The organism is Chitinibacter bivalviorum (genome assembly GCF_013403565.1).
Taxonomy (GTDB): Bacteria; Pseudomonadota; Gammaproteobacteria; order Burkholderiales; family Chitinibacteraceae; genus Chitinibacter; species Chitinibacter bivalviorum.
Map to the genome: position 1 here is coordinate 2,318,000 of NZ_CP058627.1, position 18,628 is coordinate 2,336,627.

An 18,628-nucleotide genomic window follows, 5' to 3' on the forward strand; every position below is an offset into this window, starting at 1 on the left:
AAGCTAGCCTGCAGCCCTATACCTCACAGCAATCAATAGGTTTCCAGATCGATATCGATACCGAGCGAGCGGATTTCCTTAACCAATACATTGAATGATTCTGGCATGCCAGCATCAATGCGGTGATCACCCTTCACAATGTTTTCGTATACTTTGGTACGACCATTCACGTCGTCGGACTTCACAGTCAACATCTCTTGCAAGGTGTACGCTGCGCCGTAAGCTTCCAGTGCCCAAACCTCCATCTCACCGAAACGCTGACCACCGAACTGAGCCTTACCGCCCAATGGCTGCTGCGTTACCAGAGAGTATGGACCTGTTGAACGTGCATGCATCTTGTCATCCACCAAGTGGTGAAGTTTCAAGTAATGCATCACACCAACGGTCACTTTACGTTCGAACGGCTCACCTGTACGGCCATCAAACAATTGCATTTGCGTTTTGCTTGAGTTGAAATTCAATTGCTGCGTACGAGCGTCTGCATCTGGGTAGGCCAAATCCAACATTTCGCGGATTTCGCTCTCTTTTGCACCGTCAAATACCGGACTTGCAAAAGTCATACCCGTGCTCAAACCTTTGGCCAAATTCAATACTTCGTGGTCTTCCAGAGAAGCGATATCTTCTGACTTACCATTGGTATTGTAGATTTTCTCCAAATACTCACGCACGACTGCGGTGTTTTGCTGCTCGCGCAACATGGCATTGATGCGTTGACCAATCCCTTTCGCAGCCCAACCCAAGTGAACCTCAAGAATCTGACCGATGTTCATACGTGAAGGTACACCCAGCGGATTCAATACGATATCCACTGGCGTGCCATCTGCCATGTGCGGCAAATCTTCAACTGGCAAGATTTTTGAAACTACACCCTTATTACCGTGACGACCGGCCATCTTATCGCCTGGCTGCAAGCGACGTTTAACAGCAACGTACACCTTAACCATTTTGATAACGCCTGGTGGCAACTCATCACCTTGAGTCAGTTTGCGTTTTTTATCTTCAAAACGCAGCTCGAACTCAGCTTTAGTTTGAGCGATCAGGTCTTTATTAGCTTCCAGCTGACGTGCGCTTTCTTCGTCAGACAAGCGAATATCAAACCAGTCATGCTTGCTTGGCAAATCAGCCAAATATGCAGAAGTCAGCTCAGTACCCTTAGCCAGTTTTTTCGGACCGCCATTGGCTACTTTGCCAACCAGCATGTCTTCAATACGTTTGAACAAGTCAGCTTCAACGATACGCAACTGGTCATTCAAGTCTTGACGGTAGCGACGCAACTGTTCATCGATAATTGCTTGAGCACGTTTATCGCGCTCGATGCCTTCACGAGTAAAGACTTGAACGTCGATAACAGTACCGGTCATACCTGAAGGTACGCGCAATGATGTGTCTTTAACGTCAGACGCTTTTTCACCGAAGATGGCGCGCAGCAGTTTTTCTTCTGGCGTCAGCTGTGTTTCGCCTTTAGGCGTTACTTTACCAACCAGAACATCACCAGCTTCAACTTCTGCACCGATGTATACAACACCAGAATCATCCAAACGACCAAGCATGCGCTCTGACAAGTTTGAAATATCAGGTGTAATTTCTTCAGGACCAAGCTTCGTGTCACGTGCCATCACATTCAACTCTTCGATGTGAATCGAAGTGTAACGATCATCAGCAATGACCTTCTCGGAAATCAGAATCGAATCCTCGAAGTTGTAACCATTCCATGGCATGAAGGCGATGGTCATGTTTTGACCTAGCGCCAACTCACCCAAGTCAGTCGAAGCGCCGTCGGCAACAACGTCGCCCTTCGCGATCAAATCACCTTTTACAACGATTGGGCGCTGGTTGGTGTTGGTATTCTGATTTGAACGAGTGAATTTAACCAAGTTGTAGATATCTACACCGGCTTCACCTGCAATCACCTCGTCGTTATTCACACGAACAACGATACGGGTTGCATCAACGTAATCCACCACGCCGCCACGCAGCGCAGTTACCGCAGTACCCGAGTCAGTTGCACACGTGCGCTCGATCCCTGTACCGACAAATGGCTTCTCTGCACGCAAGCAAGGTACCGCTTGACGCTGCATGTTGGCGCCCATCAATGCGCGGTTGGCGTCATCGTGCTCAAGGAATGGAATCAACGATGCGGCAACAGAAACGATCTGGCTCGGCGCCACGTCCATAAACTGAACGCGATCTGGCGTCGCAACGATGGTCTCACCCGCTTCGCGGCAAGTTACCAATTCATCAACGAGGTTGTTCGCTTCGTCAGTTTGGGCATTAGCCTGAGCGATCACATATTTGCCTTCTTGAATCGCAGACAAATACTCGATTTCGCTCGTTACTTTGCCATCTACCACTTTACGGTATGGCGTCTCGAGGAAACCATACTCATTGGTACGCGCGTAGCATGACAATGAGTTGATCAAACCAATGTTTGGACCCTCTGGCGTTTCAATCGGACAAACACGACCATAGTGCGTTGGGTGTACGTCACGAACCTCAAAGCCTGCGCGTTCACGAGTCAAACCGCCTGGCCCCAAGGCTGAAACACGACGTTTGTGCGTAATTTCAGACAATGGATTGGTTTGATCCATAAACTGTGACAATTGAGATGAGCCGAAGAACTCTTTCACTGCGGCAGACACTGGCTTCGCATTGATCAAGTCATGCGGCATCAAATTGTCAGATTCAGCTTGTGACAGACGCTCTTTCACTGCGCGCTCAACACGTACCAGACCCGCGCGGAATTGGTTCTCTGCCAACTCACCGACTGAACGTACACGACGGTTACCCAAGTGATCGATATCGTCCACTTCGCCACGGCTATTGCGCAACTCAAGCAAGATGCCGATTACCGCTATGATGTCTTCAGTCGACAAGATGCCTGGGCCAGTAATGCCTTTTGAACCTACGCGCTCGTAGAAACGACGCTGCCAGCCCGGTGCTTTTTCTTCCAAACGATCTGGATAAGCACGGCTGTTGAACTTCATACGACCCACTGCAGACAAATCGTAGCGATCTTCTGAGAAGAACAAGCCGTTGAACAATGCTTGAACAGCATCTTCAGTAGGCGGCTCGCCTGGACGCATCATGCGATAGATCGCAACGCGGGCTTGCCATTGGTCTTGCGTATCATCGGTACGCAAAGTCGAAGAAATGAAGCCACCTTGGTCGAGGTCATTGATGTACAACGTCGTGATTTCTTTCACTTCGTTGGCATCCAACTTCACCAGCAAGTCTTCGGTAATTTCTTCATTGGCTTTAGCAACCACTTCGCCCGTTTCTGGGCTGATGACGTCTTTCGCTAAAACGCGGCCATAGGTGTAATCAAGCGGAACTTGAACACGGGTCATGCCGGAATTATTGATATCGCGAATCGTTTTCGCAGTAATACGCTTGTCTTTTTGTGCCAGTACTTTGCCATCGTCAGCAACGATGTCAAATTTAGCCACTTCACCGCGCAAGCGGTCAGACTGCAATTCCCAGAACACGCCATCTTCAGTGAGGAAGAAGGTATCTGTATCAAAGAATTCAGCCAGAATCTGTTCAGGCGTATACCCCAAGGCTTTAAGCAAAATCGATACTGGCATTTTGCGGCGACGGTCGATACGGAAGAACAACAAATCTTTTGGATCGAACTCGAAATCCAACCATGAACCACGGTAAGGAATAATACGAGCCGAGAACAATAATTTGCCTGAGCTATGGGTTTTACCCTTGTCATGCTCAAAGAACACACCCGGAGAGCGGTGCAACTGAGACACGATTACACGCTCCGTACCGTTAATTACGAACGAGCCGTTACGAGTCATCAACGGAATTTCACCGAAGTACACGTCCTGCTCTTTCACTTCCTTGATCGTTGGTTTTGAGGATTCACGATCCATAATCACCAAACGAACACGGGCACGCAAAGGAGCCGCAAACGTGATACCACGTTGCTGACACTCTTTCACATCAAAGGCAGGTTCACCCAATGAATAATGCACAAATTCGAGGCGTGCGTATTCATTGTGAGAAACAATCGGGAAAATTGAGTTAAACGCAGCCTGCAAACCAATTTCACGGCGCGCCTCGATAGGCACACCTAGTTGCAGGTATTCGGAATAAGAGTCGATCTGAGTAGCCAACAGAAACGGCACTTCAAGGACACTTGCCCGCTTCGCAAAACTCTTGCGAATGCGTTTCTTCTCAGTGAACGAGTATTTCATACTCATAAACTCTCCATGGGTGGGGCGCAATGGACAAACCGCAAAACGCCCGCTAACAATAAGTTGTGAGCGGTTTCTGGTTTGTCTGCTGCTAATTCTAGACTTACTTGCAAAGATTTTCTGTAAGCAAGCCGCAGTATACAAACGCAAAAGGGCAGACGGATTGCTCCGTCTGCCTGTACTACTTAACTAACTAAAGATTACTTAACTTCAGCAGTTGCACCAGCTTCGATCAATTTCTTAGCGATTGCATCAGCGTCAGCTTTAGAAACGCCTTCTTTAACTGGTTTTGGAGCGCCGTCAACCAAGTCTTTAGCTTCTTTCAAGCCCAGACCAGTAACTTCGCGTACAACTTTAATCACGCCAACTTTCTGAGCGCCAGCGCCAGTCAAGATAACGTCGAATTCAGTTTTTTCTTCTGCAGCAGCAGCAGCGCCACCAGCAGCTGGGCCAGCAACGGCAACAGCAGCAGCAGAAACACCAAATTTCTCTTCGAATGCTTTAACCAAGTCATTCAATTCCAAAACAGTCAATGAACCTACTGCGTCAAGGATATCTTCTTTAGATACGGCCATTTGTTAATACTCCTGAAAATCTTATCTGAAAATTACAATTTAGATACGAAAAATTAAGCTTCTGTCGCTTCTGCTGGAGCCGCTTCGGCTGCAGGAGCGGCTGAGCCCTCGCCTTTCTTCTCTGCCAAAGCTGCCAAGCCGCGGACAAAGCCAGCAACTGGAGCTTGCATAACGTAGAGAAGTTTCGAGAGCAATTCTTCGCGGCCTGGTACAGACGCCAAGGCAGCAACTGCTGCAGCATCCATAACTTTGCCATCATAAGAACCCGCTTTCAGAACGATTTTGTCGTCTTTTTTCGCGAATGTGTGCAGCAACTTAGCAGCAGCAACTGGGTCTTCGGAAATACCGTAAACCAAAGGACCGACCATTTGGTCAGCCAATTCGGCAAACGGAGTTCCTTGTACCGCACGACGCGCCAACGTGTTTTTCAAAACACGCAGGTACACGCCTGACTCACGCGCTTGTTTGCGCAGTTCAGTCATGCTGGAAACCTCGATACCACGATATTCAGCGATCACGATGGTTTGAGCGTTTGCAACTACTGCTGCAATCTCAGCCACTACCGCTTTTTTGTCGTCAAGATTTAGACTCAAGGTCAACCTCCATTAGTTAAGTTCAGCGCACTCACGTACGCCACCCAATCAAACGGCGACCAATATTCAGGAGACTTTTGCCAAACTAGATTTAGCGAGAAGCCTGCATTGGGAGCACCGTCTGCGTAGGCTGGTGTTTGGGCACCTAGATTAAGCCAGCTCGAAAGCTGGCGCCTACGGTCTTTGACTATCTGGAGTGCAAGCACTCCAGCCCAAAGTCAGATTACAGGACGGACGAAGTGTCTACGCGAACACCCAAGCCCATCGTGCTTGAAACTGCGATTTTCTTGAAGTACACGCCTTTTGAGCTTGCTGGTTTTGCTTTTTGCAAAGCATCAACCAACGCAGCCAAGTTCTCGCGCAGATCAGCAGCTTCAAAAGAAGCGCGACCCAGAGTAGCGTGAACGATACCACCTTTGTCAGTACGGTATTGAACCTGACCAGCTTTAGCATTTTTAACCGCTTCAGCTACGTTAGGAGTAACAGTACCTACTTTCGGGTTTGGCATCAGGCCACGTGGACCCAAGATTTGACCCAACTGACCAACGATACGCATAGCATCTGGAGACGCGATTACCACGTCAAAATCCATATTGCCAGCTTTAACTTGTTCAGCTAAATCTTCAAAACCAACGATGTCAGCGCCAGCAGCTTTAGCCGCTTCAGCGTTAGCACCTTGTGTAAACACAGCTACGCGAACTGATTTACCAGTACCTTTTGGCAATACAACTGCACCGCGAACCACTTGGTCCGATTTACGTGGATCTACGCCCAAATTGAACGAAACGTCGATAGATTCGTTAAATTTTGCAGTAGCCGCGCCTTTTACCAGTGCGATTGCTTCTTCGATTGCGTACAGTTTGTTGTTATCAACAGTTGCGCGCAATGCAGCAAGACGTTTAGAAACCTTAGCCATTTACACGCCCTCCACTTCAATACCAATGGAACGAGCTGAACCAGCGATAATGCGTACAGCTGCGTCCAAATCGCTACCAGTCAAATCAGCTTGCTTGGTTTTTACGATTTCTTCGAGCTGAGCACGAGTCACTTTACCTACTTTGTCGGTATGTGGACGTGCAGAACCTTTAGTAATGCCAGCCGCTTTTTTCAGCAAGATAGTTGCTGGGGGCGATTTCATTACGAAAGTGAATGATTTATCTGCAAACGCAGTAATCACTACTGGAATTGGCAAACCTGGCTCAACGCCTTGGGTTGCAGCGTTAAACGCTTTACAAAATTCCATAATATTCAAGCCGCGCTGACCCAAAGCTGGACCAATTGGAGGCGATGGGTTTGCTTTACCAGCTGGCACTTGCAGCTTGATGTAGCCAATAATCTTCTTTGCCACAGTACTACTCCTTAAAATGGGTCAAACGCCAATTCGAAAATCGGCTCCCCTACCATAAACACCCTTTCAGGCATCTTTGCTAACGCAGATTAGGTTTTTTCAACCTGCGAGAATTCCAAATCTACCGGTGTTGCACGACCGAAAATTGAAACCGTTACTTTCAAACGATTTTTGTCGTAATCAACATCTTGAACAGTGGCACTGAAATCTGCGAATGGACCATCGGTAACACGTAAAGTCTCACCAACTTCAAACAGGATCTTATGACGAGGTTTCTCAACCCCCTCTTGAACCTGCTGCATCATCCGCTCAACTTCTTTCACTGGAATCGGCATAGGTTTCGTACCCGAACCACCGATAAAGCCAGTCACTTTAGGCGTGCTTTTTACCAAATGCCAGCTATCGTCCGTCATATCCATTTCAACAAACACATAACCTGGATAGAACTTGCGCTCTGTCAGCGCCTTACGACCCGCTTTAACTTCCATCACTTCTTCAACCGGAACCAAGATCTGACCAAACAGATGCCCCATTTCCAATCGATCGATTTTTTCAAGCAGCGCTTTTTGTACGCTCTTTTCAAAACCTGAATACGCGTGAACTACATACCAACGCATTGCCATGCCTGATTCTCCGACTGATTAACCGCGACCAAGCACGATATCGTAAAACAACCAAGCCAAGCCAGAATCAACCACCCACATGAACAAGGCCAATACAGCAACAAACAAGAACACAACGCCAGTCACCTGCCATGTTTCTTTCTTGCTTGGCCAAACCACCTTTTGAGCTTCTTTGATCGAGTCACGCGCATAGTCAACGAATGCACGACCCGTTTCACTAAACCACATCACCGCGCCTGCAGCAGCCAAACCAGCCACTACCGCGAGAGAACCCACAAAAGACTGCCCAGCAGGCACCATATAAAACCCAGCAACACCTAAAGCCACTAAGGCCAGCGCTGCCATTACTTTCAGTCGTTCTATGCTTTGCATTACTTTCTGGCGACCCATAAAACAAAGCCGCCCCAAATTAGATTTGGAACGGCTCCGCTGATAATGTGGCAGGCGAGGAGGGCTTCGAACCCGCAACCCCCGGTTTTGGAGACCGGTACTCTACCAATTGAGCTACTCGCCTGGGGAGAGGACAGAACTATAAACTAGTTTTGCCCAATTTGCAACTTTTTATTCAATAACTTTTGCTACAACGCCCGCACCAACGGTACGGCCACCTTCACGAATCGCAAAGCGCAAACCTTGCTCCATCGCGATCGGGCAAATCAACGTTACAGTGATTGACACGTTGTCGCCTGGCATAACCATTTCTGTACCTTCTGGCAACTGGATCGCACCAGTTACGTCCGTAGTACGGAAGTAGAACTGTGGACGGTAGTTGCTAAAGAATGGCGTATGACGACCACCTTCTTCTTTCGACAGAACGTAGATTTCTGACGTGAATTTAGTGTGTGGTGTGATTGAGCCTGGTTTAGCCAATACTTGACCACGCTGAACGTCTTCACGCTTAGTACCGCGCAACAACGCACCAATGTTGTCACCTGCTTGACCTTGGTCCAGCAATTTGCGGAACATTTCAACGCCAGTACAAGTAGTTTTGATGGTTGGAACGATACCAACGATCTCAATCTCTTCACCAACCTTAACGATACCGCGCTCTACACGACCAGTTACTACAGTACCACGACCAGAGATAGAGAATACGTCCTCTACTGGCATCAGGAATGTACCGTCAACTGCGCGCTCTGGCAGAGGAATGTAAGTATCCAACGCATCAGCCAAGCGGAAGATTGCTGGCTCGCCGTATTCGCCTTGATCACCTTCCAGTGCAGCACGAGCTGAACCAGTAATGATTGGAGTGTCATCACCTGGGAAGTCGTATTTAGACAACAGGTCACGAACTTCCATTTCTACCAATTCGAGCAACTCAGCATCATCAACCAAGTCAGCTTTGTTCATGAATACGATGATGTATGGAACGCCAACCTGACGAGACAACAAGATGTGCTCGCGAGTTTGTGGCATAGGACCATCAGCAGCAGAAACAACCAATACCGCGCCGTCCATCTGAGCCGCACCGGTAATCATGTTTTTTACATAATCCGCGTGACCTGGGCAATCTACGTGAGCGTAGTGGCGAGTTTCAGTTTCGTATTCAACGTGCGCAGTATTAATAGTAATACCACGTGCTTTTTCTTCTGGAGCGCTATCGATCTGTGAGTAGTCTTTAGCTTCGCCACCGAATTTGCGAGACAAGATTGTCGTGATCGCAGCAGTCAGAGTGGTTTTGCCATGGTCAACGTGACCGATTGTACCAACGTTAACGTGCGGTTTTGTCCGCGTAAACTTTTCCTTAGCCATCGCTTTATTTCCTTCTCGAGAACTTGAAATAACAGAATAATGACACTGCGAAATGGTGCTGATGGGGGGAATTGAACCCCCGACCTCTCCCTTACCAAGGGAGTGCTCTACCCCTGAGCTACATCAGCAAATATTTCTGGAGCGGGTGAAGGGAATCGAACCCTCGTCGTAAGCTTGGAAGGCTTCTGCTCTACCATTGAGCTACACCCGCGGCTTAATACTTTAAATTCGTTTCTACCAAAACCCGCTACGCTAGGTGTTTGGTGGGGGGAGAAGGATTCGAACCTTCGAAGGCTGAGCCGCCGGATTTACAGTCCGGACCCGTTGACCGCTGGGGTAATCCCCCCCTTTAGAGACCCGCATTATGGAGATGAAGATTCATGCCGTCAAATATTTTCATCGCCACAATGTCGATCTTTGCGTACTTTTCGAATAAATCGTTAATTTAACTAAACTATTTACCGCAAAATCTCAGCTCATTTTTTTGCTCGAGGCCGCAAATAGATAGAAACCGAACAAAATCATCGGCAAACTAAGCCACTGCCCCATCGAAAAATTCATCGCCAACAACCCCAAAAAGTCATCTGGTTCACGCGCGAATTCCGCCACAAAACGGAACACGCCATACCCGATTAGAAATGCCGCCGAGATCTGACCTGTTTTGCGTGGTTTTGCCGAGTAGAGCCACAAGATCAAAAATAACGCGACGCCTTCGAGCGCAAATTGATACAACTGTGAAGGGTGGCGCGGCAATCCATCTTGCGCCTGCGGAAACACCATTGCCCACGGCATAGTGGCATCCGTTACACGCCCCCACAGCTCACCATTAATGAAATTTCCAATGCGACCTGCAGCCAAGCCAAGTGGAACCAACGGCGCTATAAAATCGGTAACTTGAAAGAAGCTACGGTTTGTTTTCCGGCCGAACAAATACATTGCAACCAACACACCAAGGAAACCACCGTGAAAAGCCATTCCGCCTTCCCATACCTTGATAATGTCTAGTGGGTGAGATAGATAAAAGCTCGGTTTATAAAACAGCACATAACCCAATCGGCCACCCAATATCACCCCGAGAACACCGTAAAAGAGCAGATCATCCATTTCCTCTACACGCCAACCAGCAGGATTGCCCTTACGTATACGCCAGCGACCCAAGAGCAAAAACAATACAAAGCCGATCAGGTACATCAAACCATACCAATGCAAGCCAAAAGAGCCGATATGGATCGCAACGGGGTCGAACTGCGGATGAACTAACATAGCAATCTGCTTTCAAATGAAAAAGGTGGTGGCGATTATAGCTGCCTCTCCCGTTAATTTCTCACCATAAGCACAAATAACAATTTACTTAGTCGGAGCCTTCTGACAGCCAAGCGCCTTTTTTTTCGTTACAATTGCCATACAGTTTCAGCCACTTAGAGAAAAATCATGCCTGTATATCGCTCCCGCACCACCACTCATGGCCGCAATATGGCCGGCGCCCGCGCTCTTTGGCGCGCAACCGGCATGAAAGACGGTGATTTTGACAAGCCCATCATCGCCATCTGCAACTCATTTACGCAATTTGTACCCGGCCATGTCCACCTACAAAATCTTGGCCAACTGGTTGCACGGGAAGTTGAAAAAGCTGGCGGTGTCGCCAAAGAATTCAACACCATCGCCGTTGACGATGGTATCGCCATGGGCCATGGCGGCATGTTGTATTCATTACCAAGTCGCGACCTGATTGCCGACTCAGTTGAATACATGGTAAATGCGCATTGCGCTGATGCGATTGTCTGCATCTCAAACTGCGACAAAATCACCCCTGGCATGCTGATGGCTTCTTTGCGCCTGAATATTCCGGTGATTTTTGTCTCTGGCGGCCCCATGGAAGCGGGCAAAGTCAATTGGCAAGGCGAAACTCGTAAGCTCGACTTGGTTGATGCCATGGTGGAAGCGGCCAATCCGAACGTATCAGACGAAGAAGTGGCCGCCGTTGAGCGCAGCGCCTGCCCAACCTGTGGCTCATGCTCTGGTATGTTTACTGCCAACTCGATGAATTGCCTGACTGAAGCACTCGGCCTGTCATTACCTGGCAACGGCTCTTTGCTCGCCACGCACGGCGATCGCAAACAATTGTTCCTGCAAGCGGGTCGTACCATCGTTGAGCTGGCCAAACGTTATTACGAGCAAGACGACGAATCGGTCTTGCCACGCAATATCGCCACCTTTGAAGCCTTTGAAAACGCCATCGCCCTCGACATCGCGATGGGCGGCTCAACCAATACCGTACTGCATTTACTCGCCGCCGCACACGAAGCCGGCGTTGATTTCAAAATGCAAGACATTGACCGCATGAGCCGCAAAGTGCCTTGCCTGTCCAAAGTTGCGCCCGCCACGCAGAAATACCACATGGAAGACGTACACCGTGCAGGCGGCGTCATCGGTATTTTGGCCGAGCTTGACCGCGCCGGCTTAATTCACCGCGACGTACCCACCGTGCACGCCAAGACTCTGGGCGAAGGCTTGGATCAATGGGATATCGTTAAAAACTCGCCCGATAGCCTGGCCCACCTACTCTTCCGCGCAGCACCTGGCGGCGTAGCAACGACAATTGCCTTTAGCCAAAGCATGCGCTGGCCAGAGCTTGATCTTGACCGCGCTAATGGTTGCATCCGCAACAAAGAAAACGCCTATTCGCAAGACGGTGGCATTGCCGTCCTCTACGGCAACATCGCGGAACGCGGTTGTATCGTTAAAACCGCTGGCGTCGACGATTCAATTCTGAAGTTCACTGGCCGCGTACGTATTTTTGAAAGCCAAGACGATGCAGTTGCAGGCATTCTGGACGACCAGATTGTGGCAGGCGATGTGGTGTTGATCCGCTACGAAGGCCCGAAAGGCGGCCCAGGCATGCAAGAAATGCTCTACCCCACCTCTTACCTCAAATCAAAAGGTCTTGGTAAAGCTTGCGCGCTCCTCACCGACGGTCGCTTCTCAGGCGGCACATCGGGTCTTTCTATTGGCCACGTTTCACCCGAAGCCGCCGAAGGCGGTGCGATTGGCTTGGCACAGGAAGGCGACACACTGGAAATCGACATCCCTAACCGCACCATCAATTTGCTCGTCAGCGACGAAGAACTCGCTGCACGCCGCATTGCGATGGACGCCAAAGGCAAAGACGCCTGGAAGCCCGTTGATCGTCAGCGCATCGTGAGCGCTGCGCTGCGTGCCTACGCTGCGATGACGACCAGCGCCGACACCGGCGCGGTGCGCGACGTATCTCAGGTAGAGCGCAAAGACTAAGGCTATTGATTAGCCAGCAAGCAAAAGCGGCCTACGGGCCGCTTTTTTATTACAAGGGGTATAGGCTTGAAAACAATATCAAGCATAGCCTTGCACACAATACCCATCTACACCCATTGCTATTCTACAAATTACAGGCAATAAAAAACCCAGCCTAAGCTGGGTTCTGAGCATCAGAGTCTGTAGTAAATTACAGAGGCTGAATGTTTGAAGCTTGTTGGCCTTTAGGGCCGTTAGTCACTTCAAAGCTAACTTTCTGGCCTTCTTGCAGTGATTTGAAACCGCTAGAAGTGATTGCTGAGAAGTGGGCAAACAAGTCTTCGCCACCTTGATCAGGAGTAATGAAACCGAAGCCTTTTGCATCGTTGAACCACTTAACTGTACCAGTTGCCATCTTTAATTTACCTTAAACTATAAAATTGAGCAGTCGCTCAAGAACTACATCATACACAAGTATGCTAATAAAAAGTGGCAAATATGCACACCGTCGGCCATTTAAATCGTAAAAGCAGCCAAAACCCTAATAAACATTGGCTTTTCGAAAAATAATAAAACGCTGAACGGTTGTTTTCTGCGTAAAAAGCTAGAAAAAAAGCGGAAAACCACAAAATTAAATCAGCAAAAATGTCATTCTGAACGCCAAAAAATTGTCATTTCGGAGAAAGAAATGCAATTCGTCGGCTAAATTTCACTTCGCAATCTTGTTGCCGATAAGTAGCTCAGCACGTAGCCGAGGCAATGATCATGACAACCATCCCCAGCAGCAGCCTTAACACCAATGTATTCACGCCAGCGCCAAGCAATGCCCCGCCGATGATTGCTGCCAAGCGAGATGCAATTAGCGCAGCCGAACCTCGTGCCATAGAAAAGCGCGTGGCCCAGCTGCAAAAAGATACCCTGCAGATGGCGCAAGATTTTTTAGGTCAATTTGCGAATCAACTGTTTGGCGATGCAGCCAAAGGGATGCAGGTCAGCCTTGATCAGATTGAGCTCTCAAGTAGCAGCGAAGCCGCCATGTGCTTATCGCATAGTCAAAACGGCGTGAGCGACACCCGTAGCGCGGCTTTTAGCCTCAAGGACAGCAGTAGCTTCACTGGGCACGGCACCATGACCACTGCAGATGGCCGGCAATTTGAATTTGAACTCACGGTCAATTATGAGTCGCTACAAGAAGCAAGGTATACACAGCAAAGCAATATCAGCCAAAGCACCAACAGCAATACCCCAAAAAATATTGCTTATAACGGGACTGGCGATGAGTTACTCAGCAACATCAGCGCCGAACCTGTTGCACTTTCCTTCCAAGCCAAACAGCAAGGCGAACAAGACAATCAGAGCATAGGCGGCAATATGATATTGAAACTACTCAAACTCGCCGGTGGCGATCGCTACTACGACTGGTTTGGTGCGCAGGCCGGTAAAGTGGATCAGCAAGCCTGAGTGCAGACAAAAAAGCCATCCGCTGCGGATGGCTTTTGATACGTTCAAGCGAGGACTCTTTATTTACTAATCGCCGCAGTCGCGATTAAATCATCAAGCAAGCGCATCACCGTCGAACCACTCATCTCAAAAGGATTAAACTCTGCACGCGCGGAATACTTCAGCAGCACACAGGCGTTGACCTTCGATAAATTCACCTGCCCCATCGTCCAGCCCGAAAAGTGCCGCTCAACGATTTCTTCAAAATGCAGCAGCTCTACTTTTTCATGCCGTGGGTCACGCACAATTACGTTATACAGCGACGACACGGCAGATCGACTACCTTCCAGCACTTGCACAAACATCCCGCCGCTGTAACACAACACGCCCGTCACGCCAATTGCGGGGTTATTTTGTCGCGAACTGCGCAAAATAGCGTCCAACAACTCAGCATTTACATCCCCAGCGGCACGGCTGGCGTAAATCAAGCGAACAAGCATGTCTGACCTCTTTAGCGTTTATTGTTAATCAGTGACAAAAACTCAAGCCGTAAATGCGTGTCTTTCAGGAAGATGCCACGCATCACACTATTAATCATCTTGGAATCCGAATCTTTGACGCCGCGCCAATGCATGCAGAAATGATCCGCTTCCATCACAATCGCCAAACCATCTGGATTGACTTTGCTTTGCAGCAAATCGGCCATTTGCGTCACGGCTTCTTCCTGAATTTGTGGGCGTGACATCACCCATTCAGCCAAGCGCGCATATTTTGACAGGCCAATCAAGTTGGAATGTTGATTTGGCAGAATACCAATCCACAATTTACCAATAATCGGGCAGAAGTGATGTGAACACGCGCTACGCACGGTAATCGGCCCCACAATCATCAATTCATTCAGATGCTCAACATTGGGAAACTCGGTAACCGGCGGCTGCGCCACATATCGACCACGAAATACTTCATTCAGATACATCTTGGCCACGCGACGCGCGGTATCTTGCGTGTTGTGATCGTTTTCAGTATCGATCACCAGACTTTGCAGCACACCCACCATTTTTTCTTGCACTTCATCGAGCAATTCGGCCATTTCGCCGTCTTCGATAAAGTCAGCAATATTATCGTTGGCATGGAAACGACGTTGCGCCTGATGCAGACGATAACGGATACGCTGCGAAACGGGGGTGGTCGTAGGAACTTTAGAATCAGACTGACTCACGATTTAATCCTTGGTTTAACACGCGGCAAATGGTGCACGCCTCGATGATCAAGGCTGGGTGCAAAGCAAAACGGCTACTCATCAGTAGCGTATCACAAACTGCACACCTTGCTACGTCAAAATCACCGCCATAAATTGCGGGCAATAAAAAAGCCCGCTCGATTGAGCGGGCTTTTAAATTCTGTGGTGGCCAATCGCGGAATCGAACCACGGACACGCGGATTTTCAATCCGCTGCTCTACCAACTGAGCTAATTGGCCACTTTTCTCACCGACGTCGGCCAGCGAGAAGCGGAATTAAACACCAGCACGCGCGCCGCGTCAAACCTTTCTTAGGTTTATTGGGCGGTAAAAATGGATTATTCATATAGATTACTGTTTTTATTCAGATAATATCTGCGAACATTTTGGGCGAGACGGTGTCAAACTCAGCGAAATTAAATTATCCTCGCGAGAAAACATGGATGCAATTTGGTGGGTATTGAGTATTGGCCTGATGTTACTGGGTATTGCGGGGATTATTTTACCCCTCCTGCCCTCCATGCCACTGGTGTTTGCCGGTATGTTGATTTTGGCCTGGCAGCAAGATTTTCAAACGGTCAGTGTCTATACCGTTATCGCGCTGGGTGTCATGGCCATTATCGCCAGTTTGCTCGACTATCTTGCGGGCGCACTGGGGGCCAAGGCAGCGGGCGCCAGCAAACAGGCGGTTTGGGGCGCGACTGCAGGCGCATTGCTCGGGATTTTGGCGGGGCCATTCGGCTTGATTTTCGGGCCTTTGATTGGCGCGGCGACAGGGGAATTTTATGCGAGCCGCCAGCTCTGGCAATCGGGTAAGGTCGGGCTGGCAAGCTGGATCGGCATGATCCTCGGGGCGATCGCCAAGATTGCCATTGTCTTTGCGATGCTCGGTGTGTTCTGGTTGGCGTATTGGATTTAAATTCAAAGGGTATATTCAGCAAGATAAATCAAATAAATATCTTGCTGCACATACCCCTACTCGATCCAGCGCCTCGACCAGAAATACAAACCCAGACCCGAACCCAATAACCCCATCAGCGCCAGCACAATAAAGTAGCCATATTGCCAGTGTAGCTCGGGCATGTTGTCAAAGTTCATGCCGTAGATCCCTGCGATCAAGGTCAGCGGACTAAAGATAATCGTAAACACGGTCAGCGTACGCATTTGCGTATTCATGTTTTGCGATTGCAGCGAAAGGTAAATATCCTGCAACCCCGAGACGACATCACGCAATGCCTCGACACTCTCGATCAATTGCACAGTGTGGTCGTACACATCGCGTAGATAGAGCTGCGTTTCATCTTTGAAAAAATCGGCATCATCACGCTGCAAAATATTAATCACCTCTCGCAGCGGCCAAAGACCGCGCTTTAAGGCCTGCATTGAGCGCCGCAAATATTGCACTTCCTGCATCTGTTGTGGGTCCAGCGACTCGATGATTTCGTCTTCCAGATTATCCACGCGCTCACCGACTTGCTCGAGCACGGCAAAGTAGCGATCAACGACTTTATCCAGCAGCGCATAGACGAGGTAATCGGTGCCAAACTTGCGCAATTGCGATTCACCATTGCGCAGAGATTCACGGATCGCTTCAAACGTGCCAGTTGGTTTTTCCTGAAACGTCAGTAGGAAGTTATGCCCCACCACCAAACTGATTTGCTCGGAATCGACCACGCCGTCGTCGTCGAGCTTCATCAGGCGAGCGGTAATAAACAAATAGCCGGGATAGGTTTCAACCTTGGGGCGCTGCTGTGTATTAAGGATGTCTTCGAGCACCAATGGGTGCAAACGAAAACGTCGCCCAATCAATTTCAGCAACTCGGTATCACCTAGACCATGCAAATTGAGCCAGTAGTTGCCAAAGGTCGGCTTAAATTCGCGACCTTGCTCCAGAGCGGTAAATTTAGTCTCGATAAATTCGCCAGAATTGGCGCCAAACTCAATCAGCGTGGCCAAGGTCGGCGCCGCTTCGTGCGCGCCTACGTATTGCAAAAATCCAGGTGCGGCACCCGCTTTGCTGGCCTTTAGATGCGCTTTTACGCGGCGGGGATGGTCTGTACTGCGAGCGTCACGCCGACGTTTTGCCATGCCGTGATTTCCTCATTTAAAGCAAATGCAGTCAGCGGGTGCGACGCCAGCCACTGCTCGTCTATCGTCAATAAATAACCTTCATGGTGATGTACCAAGTCACACCAAGGCGGCGTTTCATCGAGCCGCGCCCGATAAAACAGCACCGCCAGACGCAGGGCCAAGATCGCATCCCACTCGGCATCATTGATGACATCAGCATCCAGCTTGGTCAGGCTACCGGCGTGCGCCAAGACCAGACGCGAGAGCCAAACTTGTTCGCGACGTGAAAAACCCGGCATATCGGCGTGCTGCAAGATGTAGGCCGAATGTTTGTGATAACTCGAATGCGCGATCGAGCGCCCCACTTCGTGCAAACTGGCCGCCATATTCAGGTGCCGCACCAGCACGGCATCTTCTGGCGCAGCTTCACCGCGCAGGCTTTCAAACAATTGCTCAGTCATCGCCATCACGCGATTGGCTTGCAGGCCATCCACATGGTATCGGCGCTGGAAAAAATCAACGGTGCGATCACGCACATCGTATTGCGTTTGACGCTGCATCAAGTCGTACAGCACGCCATCGCGCAGCGCGCCGTAGGTGATATTCATCCGCTCGATCCCGAGCATATCAAACGCCGCCTGCATAATGGCAAAGCCGCCCGCCAAGACTGGGCGTCTGTCATCACGCAAGCCATTGAGTGAAATCTTATCGATATGCCCCGCTTGTAGCATGATTTCGCGCAAGGCAGCCATGCCGCCTCGGGTGATACCCAGGGGGGATAAGTCGTTCAACTCCAATATATCCGCCAGCGAGCGGGCAGTACCCGACGTACCGATCGCCCGTTGCCATTCGCTGGTATGAAAATCAGGCACTAGCGGCAAGAAAGCGCCGCGCGCAGCCAACTCGGCTGTTTCGAGTCGTTCGCGCGTGATAATACCGTCGGGGAAGTAACGCATACTCCAGCCAACGCAGCCGAGCTGAATACTTTCGGTGCGAAACGAGCGGTATTGGCTACCGATAATCAGCTCCGTCGAGCCTCCGCCAATATCGACGACCAGACGCCGTTCGCGCGTACTGGGCAAGCTATGCGCCGCACCAATATAAATCAGCCTAGCCTCTTCGCGGCCAGCAATAATCTCAATGGGAAAACCTAGCGCAGCTTCGGCAGCCGGTAAAAATTGGGCTGAATTGCGCGCAATACGAAATGTATTGGTCGCCACGGCGCGAACACACTGCGGCGGCAAGCCAGCTAAACGCTCGCCAAAACGCGATAAAGCGGTAATCAGCTCATCGATGGCCTCTTGGCTTAAGCAGCCGCTGGCATCAAGGCCAGCGCCAAGACGAACCGTTTCTTTGAGTGAATCCAAGGGAAATAGCGAGCCTTCCACCACCCGCGCAACTTGCAGGCGAAAACTATTCGAGCCCAGATCAACGGCGGCGATCACCGAGTTATCGCTCATTTTTTTGGAAAACTCCCTGAATTTCAGTCCAGATTGAATTTCTATGCATGGTG

At 49.6% G+C, this 18,628-nt stretch carries 17 protein-coding genes and 5 tRNA genes; 3 read left to right on the plus strand and 19 right to left on the minus strand.

Annotation, left to right across the window (positions count from 1 at the left end):
- Positions 1-32: 32 nt before the first annotated feature.
- The 13 genes from rpoB to lgt all read right to left on the minus strand — a co-directional run bounded on the left by rpoB (position 33) and on the right by lgt (position 10,359).
- Positions 33-4,205 carry a DNA-directed RNA polymerase subunit beta gene (gene rpoB / locus HQ393_RS10975; RefSeq protein ID WP_179358482.1) on the minus strand — a complete coding sequence of 1,391 codons (4,173 nt, stop codon included), beginning with the start codon at positions 4,203-4,205 and terminating at the stop codon, positions 33-35.
- 200 nt (positions 4,206-4,405) lie between these two features.
- The gene (gene rplL, locus HQ393_RS10980; RefSeq protein ID WP_179355221.1) at positions 4,406-4,780 is read right to left on the minus strand and encodes a 50S ribosomal protein L7/L12; all 375 of its coding nucleotides are present in this window, start codon (positions 4,778-4,780) and stop codon (positions 4,406-4,408) included.
- Positions 4,781-4,833: 53 nt separating this feature from the next.
- The gene (gene rplJ, locus HQ393_RS10985; RefSeq protein ID WP_179355222.1) at positions 4,834-5,373 is read right to left on the minus strand and encodes a 50S ribosomal protein L10; all 540 of its coding nucleotides are present in this window, start codon (positions 5,371-5,373) and stop codon (positions 4,834-4,836) included.
- 223 nt (positions 5,374-5,596) lie between these two features.
- Positions 5,597-6,289, minus strand: coding sequence for a 50S ribosomal protein L1 (gene rplA / locus HQ393_RS10990; RefSeq protein WP_179355223.1), 693 nt, complete (start codon positions 6,287-6,289; stop codon positions 5,597-5,599).
- Positions 6,290-6,721 carry a 50S ribosomal protein L11 gene (gene rplK / locus HQ393_RS10995; protein WP_179355224.1) on the minus strand — a complete coding sequence of 144 codons (432 nt, stop codon included), beginning with the start codon at positions 6,719-6,721 and terminating at the stop codon, positions 6,290-6,292.
- 89 nt (positions 6,722-6,810) lie between these two features.
- Positions 6,811-7,344, minus strand: a complete 534-nt coding sequence (gene nusG / locus HQ393_RS11000; protein WP_179355225.1) for a transcription termination/antitermination protein NusG — start codon at positions 7,342-7,344, stop codon at positions 6,811-6,813.
- Between the two features lie 18 nt (positions 7,345-7,362).
- The gene (gene secE / locus HQ393_RS11005) at positions 7,363-7,734 is read right to left on the minus strand and encodes a preprotein translocase subunit SecE (RefSeq protein WP_246307881.1); all 372 of its coding nucleotides are present in this window, start codon (positions 7,732-7,734) and stop codon (positions 7,363-7,365) included.
- Between the two features lie 48 nt (positions 7,735-7,782).
- Positions 7,783-7,858: transfer RNA gene (locus HQ393_RS11010), tRNA-Trp, on the minus strand.
- A 47-nt stretch (positions 7,859-7,905) separates the two neighbouring features.
- Positions 7,906-9,096 (minus strand): elongation factor Tu, encoded by a 1,191-nt coding sequence (gene tuf / locus HQ393_RS11015; protein WP_179355217.1) that lies wholly within the window; start codon positions 9,094-9,096, stop codon positions 7,906-7,908.
- 53 nt (positions 9,097-9,149) lie between these two features.
- A tRNA-Thr gene (locus HQ393_RS11020) sits at positions 9,150-9,224 on the minus strand.
- A gap of 9 nt (positions 9,225-9,233) precedes the next feature.
- Positions 9,234-9,307 (minus strand) — tRNA-Gly (locus HQ393_RS11025).
- 50 nt (positions 9,308-9,357) lie between these two features.
- Positions 9,358-9,443, minus strand: a tRNA-Tyr gene (locus HQ393_RS11030).
- Positions 9,444-9,567: 124 nt separating this feature from the next.
- Positions 9,568-10,359 (minus strand): prolipoprotein diacylglyceryl transferase, encoded by a 792-nt coding sequence (gene lgt, locus HQ393_RS11035; RefSeq protein WP_179355226.1) that lies wholly within the window; start codon positions 10,357-10,359, stop codon positions 9,568-9,570.
- Positions 10,360-10,527: 168 nt separating this feature from the next.
- Here lgt and ilvD point away from each other — a divergent pair, with 168 nt between their 5' ends.
- Positions 10,528-12,387, plus strand: a complete 1,860-nt coding sequence (gene ilvD, locus HQ393_RS11040) for a dihydroxy-acid dehydratase (RefSeq protein ID WP_179355227.1) — start codon at positions 10,528-10,530, stop codon at positions 12,385-12,387.
- Positions 12,388-12,577: 190 nt separating this feature from the next.
- On the opposite strand, the gene HQ393_RS11045 is transcribed toward ilvD, so the two are convergent.
- On the minus strand, positions 12,578-12,781 hold the full coding sequence (locus HQ393_RS11045) for a cold-shock protein (RefSeq protein ID WP_179355228.1): 204 nt from the start codon (positions 12,779-12,781) through the stop codon (positions 12,578-12,580).
- A 350-nt stretch (positions 12,782-13,131) separates the two neighbouring features.
- Here HQ393_RS11045 and HQ393_RS11050 point away from each other — a divergent pair, with 350 nt between their 5' ends.
- Positions 13,132-13,827, plus strand: a complete 696-nt coding sequence (locus tag HQ393_RS11050) for a hypothetical protein (RefSeq protein ID WP_179355229.1) — start codon at positions 13,132-13,134, stop codon at positions 13,825-13,827.
- 59 nt (positions 13,828-13,886) lie between these two features.
- On the opposite strand, the gene HQ393_RS11055 is transcribed toward HQ393_RS11050, so the two are convergent.
- The 3 genes from HQ393_RS11055 to HQ393_RS11065 all read right to left on the minus strand — a co-directional run bounded on the left by HQ393_RS11055 (position 13,887) and on the right by HQ393_RS11065 (position 15,285).
- Positions 13,887-14,306, minus strand: coding sequence for a BLUF domain-containing protein (locus HQ393_RS11055; RefSeq protein ID WP_179355230.1), 420 nt, complete (start codon positions 14,304-14,306; stop codon positions 13,887-13,889).
- 11 nt (positions 14,307-14,317) lie between these two features.
- Entirely contained in the window at positions 14,318-15,025 is a 708-nt protein-coding gene (gene folE / locus HQ393_RS11060) for a GTP cyclohydrolase I (RefSeq protein ID WP_246307882.1), read from the minus strand.
- Positions 15,026-15,209: 184 nt separating this feature from the next.
- Positions 15,210-15,285: transfer RNA gene (locus HQ393_RS11065), tRNA-Phe, on the minus strand.
- A gap of 199 nt (positions 15,286-15,484) precedes the next feature.
- Here HQ393_RS11065 and HQ393_RS11070 point away from each other — a divergent pair.
- Positions 15,485-15,964 carry a DUF456 domain-containing protein gene (locus HQ393_RS11070; protein ID WP_179355231.1) on the plus strand — a complete coding sequence of 160 codons (480 nt, stop codon included), beginning with the start codon at positions 15,485-15,487 and terminating at the stop codon, positions 15,962-15,964.
- 56 nt (positions 15,965-16,020) lie between these two features.
- Here the strand turns inward: HQ393_RS11070 and corA are convergent, their stop codons facing one another.
- Both corA and ppx read right to left on the minus strand, forming a co-directional pair.
- Positions 16,021-17,133 (minus strand): magnesium/cobalt transporter CorA, encoded by a 1,113-nt coding sequence (gene corA, locus HQ393_RS11075; protein WP_179355232.1) that lies wholly within the window; start codon positions 17,131-17,133, stop codon positions 16,021-16,023.
- Positions 17,082-18,575 (minus strand): exopolyphosphatase, encoded by a 1,494-nt coding sequence (gene ppx, locus HQ393_RS11080; protein ID WP_179355233.1) that lies wholly within the window; start codon positions 18,573-18,575, stop codon positions 17,082-17,084. Before ppx ends, corA begins: the two co-directional genes overlap by 52 nt.
- Positions 18,576-18,628 lie beyond the last annotated feature (53 nt).

Bases quoted from the DNA above. Each gene is read 5' to 3' on its own strand.
- rpoB (WP_179358482.1), bottom strand. From the start codon at position 4,205: ATGAAATACTCGTTCACTGAGAAGAAACGCATTCGCAAGAGTTTTGCG.
- rplL (WP_179355221.1), bottom strand. From the start codon at position 4,780: ATGGCCGTATCTAAAGAAGATATCCTTGACGCAGTAGGTTCATTGACT.
- rplA (WP_179355223.1), bottom strand. From the start codon at position 6,289: ATGGCTAAGGTTTCTAAACGTCTTGCTGCATTGCGCGCAACTGTTGAT.
- nusG (WP_179355225.1), bottom strand. From the start codon at position 7,344: ATGGCAATGCGTTGGTATGTAGTTCACGCGTATTCAGGTTTTGAAAAG.
- secE (WP_246307881.1), bottom strand. From the start codon at position 7,734: ATGGGTCGCCAGAAAGTAATGCAAAGCATAGAACGACTGAAAGTAATG.
- tuf (WP_179355217.1), bottom strand. From the start codon at position 9,096: ATGGCTAAGGAAAAGTTTACGCGGACAAAACCGCACGTTAACGTTGGT.
- lgt (WP_179355226.1), bottom strand. From the start codon at position 10,359: ATGTTAGTTCATCCGCAGTTCGACCCCGTTGCGATCCATATCGGCTCT.
- ilvD (WP_179355227.1), top strand. From the start codon at position 10,528: ATGCCTGTATATCGCTCCCGCACCACCACTCATGGCCGCAATATGGCC.
- HQ393_RS11045 (WP_179355228.1), bottom strand. From the start codon at position 12,781: ATGGCAACTGGTACAGTTAAGTGGTTCAACGATGCAAAAGGCTTCGGT.
- HQ393_RS11050 (WP_179355229.1), top strand. From the start codon at position 13,132: ATGACAACCATCCCCAGCAGCAGCCTTAACACCAATGTATTCACGCCA.
- HQ393_RS11055 (WP_179355230.1), bottom strand. From the start codon at position 14,306: ATGCTTGTTCGCTTGATTTACGCCAGCCGTGCCGCTGGGGATGTAAAT.
- HQ393_RS11070 (WP_179355231.1), top strand. From the start codon at position 15,485: ATGGATGCAATTTGGTGGGTATTGAGTATTGGCCTGATGTTACTGGGT.
- corA (WP_179355232.1), bottom strand. From the start codon at position 17,133: ATGGCAAAACGTCGGCGTGACGCTCGCAGTACAGACCATCCCCGCCGC.
- ppx (WP_179355233.1), bottom strand. From the start codon at position 18,575: ATGAGCGATAACTCGGTGATCGCCGCCGTTGATCTGGGCTCGAATAGT.